This is a genomic window from Lentibacillus sp. CBA3610, from assembly GCF_013373365.1.
Lineage (GTDB): Bacteria > Bacillota > Bacilli > Bacillales > Amphibacillaceae > Lentibacillus.
Genome location: NZ_CP035925.1, coordinates 1,832,436 through 1,844,913 on the forward strand (window position 1 = coordinate 1,832,436; position 12,478 = coordinate 1,844,913).

At 43.6% G+C, this 12,478-nt stretch carries 8 protein-coding genes and 1 riboswitch; of the genes, 4 read left to right on the forward strand and 4 right to left on the reverse strand.

Annotated elements, in window-relative coordinates; translation table 11 throughout:
- Window positions 1-77 precede the first annotated feature (77 nt).
- The 3 genes from Len3610_RS09300 to Len3610_RS09310 all read right to left on the reverse strand — a co-directional run bounded on the left by Len3610_RS09300 (window position 78) and on the right by Len3610_RS09310 (window position 7,951).
- Entirely contained in the window at window positions 78-668 is a 591-nt protein-coding gene (locus Len3610_RS09300; RefSeq protein ID WP_176449610.1) for an ECF transporter S component, read from the reverse strand.
- A 212-nt stretch (window positions 669-880) separates the two neighbouring features.
- A riboswitch (FMN riboswitch) is annotated at window positions 881-1,018 on the reverse strand.
- Between the two features lie 857 nt (window positions 1,019-1,875).
- Window positions 1,876-6,276 (reverse strand): S8 family peptidase, encoded by a 4,401-nt coding sequence (locus Len3610_RS09305; RefSeq protein WP_176447703.1) that lies wholly within the window; start codon window positions 6,274-6,276, stop codon window positions 1,876-1,878.
- A 619-nt stretch (window positions 6,277-6,895) separates the two neighbouring features.
- The gene (locus Len3610_RS09310; RefSeq protein ID WP_176447704.1) at window positions 6,896-7,951 is read right to left on the reverse strand and encodes a M20/M25/M40 family metallo-hydrolase; all 1,056 of its coding nucleotides are present in this window, start codon (window positions 7,949-7,951) and stop codon (window positions 6,896-6,898) included.
- A 140-nt stretch (window positions 7,952-8,091) separates the two neighbouring features.
- On the opposite strand from Len3610_RS09310, the gene Len3610_RS09315 reads away from it, so the two are divergent.
- Together Len3610_RS09315 and Len3610_RS09320 are read left to right on the forward strand one after the other, a co-directional pair.
- Window positions 8,092-8,655: a thioredoxin family protein gene (locus tag Len3610_RS09315; protein ID WP_176447705.1), complete on the forward strand. Its 564-nt coding sequence runs from the start codon at window positions 8,092-8,094 to the stop codon at window positions 8,653-8,655.
- A gap of 269 nt (window positions 8,656-8,924) precedes the next feature.
- Window positions 8,925-9,923 (forward strand): potassium channel family protein, encoded by a 999-nt coding sequence (locus Len3610_RS09320; protein WP_176447706.1) that lies wholly within the window; start codon window positions 8,925-8,927, stop codon window positions 9,921-9,923.
- A gap of 41 nt (window positions 9,924-9,964) precedes the next feature.
- Here the strand turns inward: Len3610_RS09320 and Len3610_RS09325 are convergent, their stop codons facing one another.
- A complete protein-coding gene (locus Len3610_RS09325) occupies window positions 9,965-10,135 on the reverse strand; it encodes a YugN family protein (protein WP_176447707.1) in 171 nt (56 codons plus the stop codon).
- A 112-nt stretch (window positions 10,136-10,247) separates the two neighbouring features.
- Between Len3610_RS09325 and yugI the strand changes: the two genes are divergently transcribed.
- Window positions 10,248-10,634: a S1 domain-containing post-transcriptional regulator GSP13 gene (gene yugI / locus Len3610_RS09330; protein WP_176447708.1), complete on the forward strand. Its 387-nt coding sequence runs from the start codon at window positions 10,248-10,250 to the stop codon at window positions 10,632-10,634.
- A gap of 262 nt (window positions 10,635-10,896) precedes the next feature.
- Window positions 10,897-12,246, forward strand: coding sequence for a glucose-6-phosphate isomerase (locus tag Len3610_RS09335; RefSeq protein WP_176447709.1), 1,350 nt, complete (start codon window positions 10,897-10,899; stop codon window positions 12,244-12,246).
- Window positions 12,247-12,478: the final 232 nt, after the last annotated feature.

A 12,478-nucleotide genomic window follows, 5' to 3' on the forward strand; every position in this document is an offset into this window, starting at 1 on the left:
GCAGCAAAAAAATAAAGACGCCCTATAAGGCGCCTCTGCTAAAACGGGAGCGCCTCTAAAGACACTCCCATTTCTCACTATGCTGCCAAATTTGTTTGTTTTTGTTCGATCCATGCCTTCATTTTAATGAATAGCGGCACAAACAATAATCCTACAATGACACCTTTTATAAGATTAAATGGCAGAACACCAGCTGAGACAGCTATCCATTTTGCTGTAGCCCCTGCCATTTCCGGAGCTCCAATAAACCATGCATATGCAGGTAATATGACATAATAGTTGAGCACACTCATACCAAGTGCCATAACAATCGTACCGGTTACCAGACCGGAGATAATACTCTTAATCCCTTTAAATCTATGATAAAGCATGGCGACAGGCACAATGAACATGACGCCTGCCAGAAAATTTGCCGCGACACCAATTGGATCACTGGCTCCTGACACAAGCAGATACAATAAATTTTTGATTCCTTCCACAATAACGCCAGCCATTGGTGAAAAAATAAGTGCTGCAATCAATGCCGGTACTTCACTGAAATCAATTTTCAGGTAAGGCGGCAGAAATGGCAATGGAAAATTTATAAAGAACAGTACTAATGAAATCGTTCCAAGCAGTGCCAGAATAATTGTTTTTAGCAGTTTTGATGATTGAAAATCCTTTTGCATCATCAAGTTCCTCCTTCATCTTAATCGATTCACATCTTTGCCTGATGAAGGATAAGCCGACTCCTGTTATAGCATTTCGTCTGCAGCCCGAGACCAGTACTGTCAAACCCATTAATCACATATAAAAACCCTAAAACCGAATCGGGGCTTTAGGGTATTGCTTAACAGGAAAAAGGAAAATACAAGGCACAAAATTGTATTATTTTCCGGCTCGTCATCTTCTCCCATCCAGACTGTAACTGTCGGTTCCGGACTCTCACCGGATCCACCGCAAAGCGGGTCACGGACTTGAAACATTCATCATGTTCCTTACCGTCGGTCGGGAATTGCACCCTGCCCCGAAGATGTAGAATCGATATCTTGTTTTAAAAACATTATACTATGATTTTATGTATTTGAAAAGACATATGTTTCAGGTTTTCTTTTTCTTTTATTAAGGCCGTCTTCTAAAAGATTGGTGTTCTTGTCGCAAAACCATAAACTGCGAAACAGTGAAAATTCTCATTAGTGAGGCTTCCTCCTGTTCTAATTAGCGTTGAGTGCTTAGCGACGCTCCGGCAATATACTTCGCTTTCCATGGGCACGGCCTTAGCCTCCTCGGAAAGCAAAGACCGCTTTCCTCCGGGGTCTTCGGACACGTGCTTTTCCCATAGGAGTCTTCGTATATTGCCTCCGCTGTCAGGGACTTTCTGCATTTCGAAAGGATGAAGTCCGAGAAAAAAATTGTTTAGCAGGTTTTCTCTCACTTGGACTGAACACGACACTAAGCTGCGGAAAAATGCGAGACTCCTGCGGGAAAGGAACAGTCTGAAGACCCCGCAGCGAGCGGTTTTTGCGAGCGAGGAGGCTGAAGCGTTCCCCGCGGAAAGCGAGTATTTTTCCGCAGCGACGAACTAGCACTCAGATCCGATAGAATTGGAGTAAGACATTCCAAAAGTTACCTCGCAGTTTGTATCAACTACGAGGTTGAAAAGCAACAAGTTTACGAAAGTACCTTTATTAACAACTAATATTATAGACCATTCCTTCAAATATGTTTGATGATCTATCAGGCCGGGAGTTTTTGGTAATTCAGTAGGTTATGGTATTTCAACTGCTTTATAATGTCTATCCCACTTTAAAGCTATGTACATACACAGTATTAGAGGTTTTAAAAGCCCCGGAGCAAGCAATTCTGCACTCCGGGGCTGACTTATGCAGCTACCAATTATTCATCCGCATTAATGAACAATTTGCCTTCTGCTGTCTCACGTGTTTCGTTACCAAAGTGATCAACAACTTTCACTTCAATGACAGCACCTTCTGCCACAACATTGTTGGTAGCCGTCCAGTAGCCGACATACTTGCCATCTTCCATTTCCATCATTGGCAGCTCGGTCGCATTGGAAAGCTGTGCACTGGAATTTGTCAGTGGCATATGGATGAAGAATGTGGCATTCTGTCCGGGTTCACTGTCAAACTCGATGCGTACACTTTCGCCTGCTTCCAGATGCTTATCCTCAGTTGGGGTCAGGTTCTCAATCTCCGGTGCAACGAAGTCCACCTCAATTGTAACGGCTTCTGTTGCTGTATTGCCTGCACGGTCTTCGGCAGCAATTTCGATTTCATTTTCGCCATTATCAAGCAGAATCCGCTGCGAATAGGAACCATCATCAGCCACGTCAGTCTCCCGGCCATTGACTTCAACCGTATCCAGATTGGCATCTTCAACAACACCTTCGACCGTGACGGTTTCACGATTGGTTTTATCGCCATCTTCCGGACTGTCAATCGTAATAGCCGGGTTCTCTGTATCCAGGGTCACATTGACAGAATCGGACTCACCTGTTTCGGCGCCGTCCATCATGGATACTGCTTTCAGTTCATTATCGCCCTCAGTCAGTTCAACAGGGATTTCAAATTCACCACTGTCACCAACCTCAGCTGAACCAGCTTCTTCACCGTTGTTCAGCAGCTGAACAGTTGTTGTCGGTGAGGCAGTACCTTCAACTGTCGTATCCGCCTCATTCGTAATCAGCTCTGATTCTGGTGACGTGATCACTGGTTCTTCCACTTCATAGCTGACACGGGAACGGATCATATAGTTTCCTTCAGCAGCCGGTGACGCCGACCATGTTCCGCCGACCTGCTGGTAACTGCGTCCCGCGTTCGTACTGCTTTCATCTGTCGCAAGCCCTGGAACGTTCGGGTTTGCTCCTGTTTGGACATAGACTATATAGAAGTCACCGTCTACCGTGATATTGTGCTCCCGCAAGTCAACAACCGTCCATTCATTAAGATCCCTAATCGCCTCTGCTTCAACAGGACCTGCAATTCTTTCACCAGGCATACTGTCTGAACCTGATGCATCCCATACTTCAACTGCAAATTCAGTGCCGCCCGGATCAGGGAATTCCGTATCATGGAATTGGAAGACACCTTCCGTAACGACCGCTGTATCTTCACCCTCCGGCAAGGACATTTTTACCGCCCACTTGTTGCCGGCATCATAAAATGCCCGGGCATTTTCAGCAGTGCCATCGTCGTATCCGATCTCACCACCGGGATACGTATAGAAAGGTTCAAGCTCGATATCCTGTTCTAAATCTTCATCAAGCGTTACTTCTACATCCTTGCTGTAGTAATCTCTTGCCATCACTTTTAACGTGTAAGTTCCTTCATACCCCGTGATGGAATAGTTGCCATCTTCATCTGTTTCAACAGGTGTGACGTTAGAATCTTCCACGAGCAGAACGGTTGCTCCCTCGATTGGTTCACCTGTTGCCTCATCTGTTATAGTTCCGGTCACTGTCGATTGCGGAATTTCATCAAGCGTGAAATCTGCTTGTGCAGTTCCATCCGCTTCAACCGTGATACTTTGCTCTTCTGACTCAAACCCATAAGATTCCGCTTTGACAGTAAATGTGCCCGCAGCATGGGTCATTGAATACTCGCCTGTAGCCGGATCAGTACTGACTGTCCTGCCGCTTTCAAGTACACTTACTTCTGCATTGATTGGCAACAGGTTAGGGTTAACGGCTTCACCATCTTCAGGGATGTCCTTTTCTTCAGGTAACGCTGGCTGAATTTTATTTGGATCGACTTTTTCTTTCAATCCCGCTTTTTCGTTCGCTTTAATGACGCCCAATCCTAAGCCATTGCCATTATGGATACCGTTAAACAGGCGGTTATTGTTCCCGTTATTGCCTTTGTCGTTTCCCGCTCCCGGTGAAACTTTACTGGAATCGGATGTCTCGGACAATGCGACATCATCGATATACCAGCCGTCTCGAGTCACACTTAAATCGGTTGTGACGTTAAAGCCGATATAGATCCGCTGACCGCTGTATTCCGATAAATCGACTTCAGCGCTTTCCCATCCGTCTGTTTCACCTTGGACCTGCGTCAACTGCGTCCATGCCTCTTGATCAGTCGAAACAAATACGTGACCAAAATCATAAGCATTTCCATTATCATACATTTCCAGATTATGCCATTGATTGAACTGCAAATAGGCTTCTCCCTCAGGCATATCAATCGGCGGCATGACAAGAGTTGCATTCATATTGCTGTCATAGTCGCCATCCAAATTGGTGGCATAAACATTCTCACCGGATGCGGCATTCTCAGGACCGGATGTTGGTGTTCCCAGCTCCCAGCTGTTGTTTTCACCAAATGACGTCCAGCCTGCAGGGTTATTTTCAAAGTCCTCTGAATAACCCGTCGAAATGCCCGGCTCCACATCAACAACATATTCTTCACTCGTCACGTCATTCTCACCGAAATCACGAATAATCCATTTATACGTCACCGAATCTTCAGCGATTTCCTCACCTGGAATGGTGGCTGAATACTCACCTTCTTCAAAATCACCGGATACACGATCAGCTTCTACTGTCTGCCACTCGCCGTTTGTATCCTGATATTCCAATTCTACTGATGCCACACTGATGTTGTCACTGGCTTGGACATTCAGATCAAGGTCCATACCTGCGTAGGTTTCTGCCGGTGCCGTATGGTCAAATACCGGAGCTTCACTATCATCACCTTGCTTCGTCACTTGACCTTCAATCGTGCCAATACCATCTGCCAATGCGCTTACAGCATCATAAGCATTAACTAAACCATATCCAAACCCATTGTTAGGCGATTCCGGATAATCATCATTTGTTAACGCGATGGCAGTATCAGTCAGGACTTGTTCCATTTCGTCAACGGTAATACTGCTGTCCACCTGTCGCAACAGTGCAGCAACGCCGGATACGGCAGGACCTGCCATTGACGTCCCACTCATAGCACCATACTCACCACCCGGTAAAGAGGAGCGCACACCTGCTCCAGGAGCAGAAATATCCGGTTTAATTTCATCATATGGTGAAGGGCCTTCCAATGAAAAGTCGGCTAAATTGTCGTCACTGTCTGTCGCCCCTGTTGCAAATGATTCCGGATAGTTAGCCGGTGTTGCAACGGATCCCGGTCCGCCCGGATTACCAAGACCAGTGTTGCCAGCCGAAAACTCAGGGAATATTTCAGCTGCACGCCAGTTAATCACTACATCACGGTACCATTCATCAAGACCTGGTCCGCCGCCCCAAGAGTTATTGACAACATCCGGAGCCAAGTCAGCTCGCTCATTTCCATCTGAATCCGTTGGTGCTAAAATCCATTCAGCAGCCTCAAGCAGGTCTGCATCTGTACCTCCAGCTGCTGTAAATGCCTTAACAGCAATGTATTGTGCCCCGGGAGCAACACCAACTTGATTGGAGCCATCTGTTTCATGACCGACCATTGTACCGGTGACATGTGTACCATGTCCCTGGTCGTCATAAGGCTCTGATTCACCTGCTGTGGCATCAAACCAATTGAAATCGTGATCAACTTCATCAGATCCTGCATCATACCCGCGATAATTTTCTTTGAGAGCCGGGTGGTCCCACTGAACACCGGTATCAATGCTTGCCACAACCGTTCCCGAGCCATCAATGCCCTGCTCCCATGTCTCCGGAGCGCCGACACGATCGACATTCCATTCGACATTAGCAATCTCGGATTCTGGTGCTTGGGCATCTTTTGTTTCAGGTTTGAACAATGTTCGTGTTTCGTTTGGAAGAATCTTTTCAACTTCTTCAAAGCCGGCAACTTTCTCGGCTACTTCTTGTGTTGCCGTTACAGCCATACCATTGACAATGTGGTATGAATGTATATTCTCTGCATTGCCTTTTTCGGCTTCTGTTTCTAAGAATGACTTGACATTTTGCTGTGACTCAAGAGAGGTCGATTTCAATTCGGAAATAACAGCCGAACGCTGAGCAAATTCTGCTTTATTTGCAGATAGATTAGCAGATTCAGCATTTATTCTGGCTTCTTCAGCTACTTTTTGGGATTCAGCTTTTTCCTTAAACTTAACTAAAAATGTCACTTTGTCATTGTCATTAAATTGCTCTTGCAGCCGATCATTCACCTTTTCCCCGGCAAGATCCCGGGAATTTTTGAATGCTTTGTGCGGTTTGCTGTTATTCTCAGCCGATTCAGCAAAAGCCATTCCCGGAGCCGTCAAGGAAAAAACCATTAATAGAGACGCTACAATACTAAAGGCTTTCGTTCGCCGTTTTTTTCTCGACACACTCATTCCTCCCCTTGTAAATCTTTGCTAATCGAAATATGATAATTCCGGCCCCCTTTTCCGATATGATATATGCGCTCGTCACGGATGTCAGTAGCAGGTAATAATCTATGATGTTAATAACACTATAATAGATTCAACAATGTGTTTGTGTCGGTTTTTGTCAATTTAAATCTGAATTTTCAAAATTGGTAGTAAAGTACTGTTCCATTTACTTTCTGGTACCTGCAAAAGTAACGAAATTTTGTGATACGACACCACCTGGAACACTCTATAAACACCTTCATACCAATACTTGAACACTATACACTGACATTTATCCTATAAATATCTTTCATGCAGCCATCAAAAAAGATGAATCAATAGTCCTGTAAAAAATATCTATTACTTATATTATTTTGAATTTTATACAGATACTAGTAAATTGGATCTATTCATAACGAAATAATTAACAATGACAGGCTCATCGACCTAGAAATATTCCAATTCATGTCAGTTCTTTAAGCCTAAATAAAGCTTGTTTGGTTTACCTCAAATCTTGAAACGGGAACTTAGTGCCGGTTACATACGGGAATAAAAAGCCCCAAACCTCATGACGGTTTGGGGCTTTATGCACTTTGCCTTCTTAATCAAGTGGATTTAAACTTTCCTTGCCGGTAAGGTCGGTAATCATTGTCACCAGCAATTCGATTTCCTCATCAATATCTTTCAAACTTGACGTTTCAACCGGTGAATGCATGTACCGCAATGGCAGCGATACTAAGGAGACCGGTACACCTGCTCCGGTCAGCCGCATACGATCAGCATCTGTTCCGGTCATACTTGGCGTTAGTTCATATTGCACGTTCATATTCAACTTCCTGGCGGTCCGCTCCAGCATTTGATTGATTTTAATATTAATCGGGGCACCTTTTGCCAGTACCGGTCCACCTTCCAATTTGATATCGCCATGTTTGTCTTTGTTCACTCCTGGATAATCTGTTGCAAAGGTGACATCACAGGCAATTGCCATTGTCGGTTCAATACCCGCAGCCGCAAAATAAGCACCACCCATATTTGTTTCCTCGTTCACAGTGCTTGCGGCATATACGCCGACATCACAGCCTTTTTCAGATAGGCGCTTCAGAACTTCGGCTGCAATGAACGCTCCTGTTCGATTATCAAGACCGCGACCTGACACATAGCGATCCATCAATACGTCCGGGTCTGTTTGATAAACAGCCAAATCACCTATTTGAACATGTTTTTCCGCTTCTTCTTTTGATTTGTAACCACAGTCAATAAATAAATCGTCCAATCCAAAGTCGTCCTTCAGTCCGCCATGATGCTGAGCGTTAACACCAATTACACCGGTAATCTGCTCACTGAAGCCAAGAATTGTTACCTTCATCCCGACAGCGGCTTTCGGGTTGATGCCGCCCACTTTATCAAAATGCAAAAAGCCGTTATCATCAATCCGGTTAATAACAAGAGCTATTTCATCACAATGGCCTGCAAGCAGTATTTTAAATGATGCATCCGGGTTCAGCACCCCAATGGCATTTCCTGCATTATCCGTTCTGATTTCATCCGCAAAATCCTGTACATACTGAATCCACTTTTTTTGAATAGCCATCTCACTGCCGGATGGGGACGGCGTATTTAAAAGTTCCATAAGAAAATTCCTGTTTGTCTCTTCCATCAAAAATACCTCCTTGCTTAGCGTCTCGTTTCTCATCATAGCAGAAATTACCTGGTCAGCCTAAAATGAAGCACTTTTGTTTACGGTCTGATTATTATTGGGTAAACTTTAGAAAGAAATCTAAAAGGAGTGACCGGCCGATGGATCTGAATCAATGGTTTGAAAAAGGGATGGACCCCGATACGTATATCGAATCAATGGATGAAAATAAAGAAAACCTGCTATATATTTATGATCATTTTACGCCACCTGAAGATAATGCATTTATCAAGGACCTGGCTGCTAATAATTTGCGTGTTATCATCCTGACAGAGGACTGGTGCGGTGATGCCATGCTGAATATCCCGATCATGCTTCGAATGGCGGAACAGGCGAATATGCCGGTTAAATTCCTGCCGCGGGATCAAAATCTTGAATTAATGGATCAGTATTTAACAAATGGTAAATCCCGTTCGATTCCCATTTTCATTTTTATTGATGAAGCTGGCAATGAAGTGGCCAAATGGGGGCCAAGAGCTGAAAAAATCCAGCAGTTTGTGGATGAATCCAGAAAAAAACTGCCAGCCAAAGATGACGGGAATTTCAAAGAAAAAGCAAAAGAAATGTACCTGTTCATGTCAAAATCGTTCAGAGATAATACAGATTTTTGGCAGGAAGTATATTCTAGCATCAAATCTGCTTTAAAGGATAAGCCCAACCTTTAGAACGGGAAGTCAATCATACCGCGTATATGAATTTCCACCCTTTGCCCATACTATATGTAACGTGAAACTTCCATCAGTGGGGATTGACGCACAGCGGATGCTCGCGATTACCGTCATACTGCAGTCTGCTTCATCCCGCACTGATCGTTAGTTGAATGACTCGGTGTGCCGAGCCCATGATTCCCACCTCTCTTCCTTACTCATGTTCCCAAGGTGGGAGTTTGGGACAGTGACACTGAGATAATAATGGCAGAGACAAAGGTGACAAAATGAATCTTGAGACGTTTAAACATATTTTTTACCGTATGCCGATTGTAGTCAGACTCCTGCTGTCAGTCTTTGTGGTCATGCTGCTGTTCGGAGTAGTCATCCGTCTGATCGAACCACAGCAATTCCCCTCGATTTTCGATGGTGTTTGGTGGGCTTTTGTAACAGGGGCTACAGTCGGATATGGTGATTACGTTCCTCTCACAGTTCCTGGCAGAATCATTGGAATTTTTCTTATTCTGTCCGGCGGGGGACTTCTGACATTTTTTATTACGACGCTGGCCGCCAAAACAATCAATCATGAGAGCGACTTGTCAGAGGGGAAAGTGTCCTATAAAGGCAAAAAACATATCGTTGTCATCGGGTGGAATGAACGGACCAAACAACTGATTGAGATGATAGCTGACAAAGACGCGAATCAGGAAGTTGTGCTGATTGACAGGACACTTGATGAACTGCAATACCGTCATTACCCGGTACATTTCATTCATGGCGATCCAAGTGAAGATGCCGTATTAGTTCAGGCTAATATCGAGGCGGCTGATTCGGTCCTGATAAGTTCTGATGTTACAACAGAAGAACGTAAAGCAGATATCAATACCATCCTGACGACTGTCGCCGTTCGCGGTAATAATCAGGATATACCGATCAATGCGGAAATTCTGACCATCAGCCAAGTTGAAAATGCCATTCGAGCGGGTGCCGATACCGTTATCAGTTCGAATGATTTCATGAGTACTCTTTTTTATCATGAACTTTTTCATAAAAAGCAAACAAGACCATTCGAAACTGTTTTAAATCTGTTAAATAAGCAGCAATTTTCCCATATTCAACTTCCGGAAGATTTGAAAGGAAGTTCTTATAAAGAAGCAGTCCCTTTCTTTTTGGAGAACCATGAACTATTACTGGGAATTATCCGGGACAATGACTGGCTGATGAACCCTTCAGAGGATATCACGTTGGCTGCCGATGATATATTGATCATCTTGTCACCCTGGTAACAACATTCCTTCCACTGTTTTCATGATTCTTTCCCCTGCTGTTATGTGCTGCTGTGATACATCGGCATCCGCATCAACTGGTAACTGAAATCAACATAACCTTCCTTATAATCCCAGTTTGATTCAGTGATAAATCCACCAGGCTTCAATCTGTCTTCAAGAACAAATAACGGATAGATGTTATTCTCAATGTTCGAATGCAGCAGGAACATGGCAAACGCTCCTTTTCCACCCTTTTTAAACTATTTTTTGCCCAGATGCATAATTTATGCTAAAATGTTTTATTGTGCGAAAAGAATCGAATAAGCTATAGGAGTGTTCAGCATGATAGACAAGTTTGAAACTGGTCAGATTTTGGAAGGAAAAGTGACAGGCATCCAGCCATACGGTGCGTTTGTTGCTCTGGATGATGACACACAAGGATTAGTTCATATTTCTGAGATAACATATGGTTATGTTAAAGATATTAACGATCATTTAGCAATCGATGATACCGTTAACGTAAAGATTTTGAATGTGGATGAAGAAAACAATAAAGTGTCGTTATCCATTCGTGCAACCCAGGAGCCGCCTAAAAACCGGACGAATAACCGCAAGAACCATGCACCAAAGCAGCAGGATAATGCAAATAGCGGATTCAATACATTAAAAGATAAACTTGATGATTGGATTAAACAATCAGAAGAACGTGAAGGAACATTTCGAAAATAATGGTATGGCATGAAAAACCCGGCTGCCGCCTCGTTTTCCAGAGGACAGATGCCGGAAGTCAGAGTTCAGATTGAGTGAAATCAGTGTGACAGCTGATTGACGTTGAAAACGTCATTCGAAATTGTATACTTACCTTTTTATCAGGAAAAGCTTTTTTCGTTAAAAATAACGTGAAAAGCTTTTTTAAAACCTTCCATTCTTGATTTAGCCGCTTCTATTCGGGTAAAGTAAAATAGAGTAGCCAACTAAGGAGGATAAAATAGTGTCACATATCAATTTTTCTTATAATAACGCTTTAAATTTCTTTAACCAGAACGAATTAACTTATCTATCAGATTATATTGAGTCAGCTCATAACAAACTCCACGAAAGAACCGGTCAGGGAAATAATTTTTTAGGCTGGATGGACTTGCCGGAAAACTATGATAAAGCGGAATTTTCCCGGATAAAATCAGCAGCGGAAAAGATCAGAAACGATTCGGATGTGCTGCTTGTCATTGGTATCGGGGGTTCATACCTGGGAGCTCGTGCGGCCATAGAAATGCTCAATCATTCATTCCAAAACTTACTTGACAATGAAGAGCGGGGAGCGCCACAAGTGATATTTGCCGGCCACCACATGAGTTCAACCTATATTAATGAACTATTCGATATTCTCAAAAACAAAGATGTATCCATTAACGTGATTTCCAAAAGCGGCACAACAACCGAACCGGCTATCGCTTTTCGGATTTTCCGAAAGATGCTTGAGGATAAATATGGGAATGAAGAAGCCAAGGAACGGATTTATGCGACAACTGACAAGGCAAAAGGCGCACTCAAAACCGGAGCGGATAAGGAAGGGTACGAGACATTCGTCATACCTGATGATATCGGCGGACGCTATTCGGTGCTGACCGCGGTTGGGCTTCTGCCGATTGCCGTCAGTGGTATATCCATTGATAACATGATGCAAGGAGCAAAAGCTGCCATGGATGACCTGGCAGAACCTGAACTGGACAAAAATCCGGCCTATCAATATGCTGCTGTCCGAAATATTTTATACAACAAGGGCAAAACGATTGAGATGCTTATCAACTATGAACCGCACCTGCACTATTTCAGCGAATGGTGGAAACAGCTTTTCGGTGAAAGTGAAGGCAAAGATCAAAAGGGGATATTCCCGGCTTCTGCCAATTTTACGACGGACCTTCATTCCATGGGACAATATATTCAAGATGGACGCCGTGACTTATTTGAAACAGTCCTGCATGTTAATCAGCCAAATAAGGACATGACATTGGAAGCCGAGGACGCGAATGCTGATGGGCTTAATTATCTCGCCGGAAAAACACTTAGTGAGATTAACGATAAGGCATATCAGGGGACATTGCTGGCACATACGGATGGCGGGGTGCCTAATCTCGTGATCGAGATGCCGGCACTTGATGCCTATACATTCGGCTATCTGGTATACTTTTTCGAAAAGGCATGTGCTGTGAGCGGCTACCTGTTAGGCGTCAATCCATTTGATCAGCCGGGTGTAGAAGCCTACAAGAAAAATATGTTCACCCTTTTAGGCAAGCCCGGTTTTGAAGAAGCTAAAACAGAATTGGAAAAACGGCTGACATAAGACGAAAACGTGCGAAACCCTCCAAAACGATTACTGGAAAAAAGATGAATTTTTTATCAAATGATGTTTATATTTTTTAAAAAAGGGTAACACTATAACTGTAAGACTTTCTCGTATTCCCCCTGTAAGCAAGGCGTTATAAGCGCTTTGCTTTTTTTTTTTCGTTTAGTATTAAAAATTTAACCTATGTACAGATTTCCATTATAATATTAGGAAGACCTTATAATTTGTA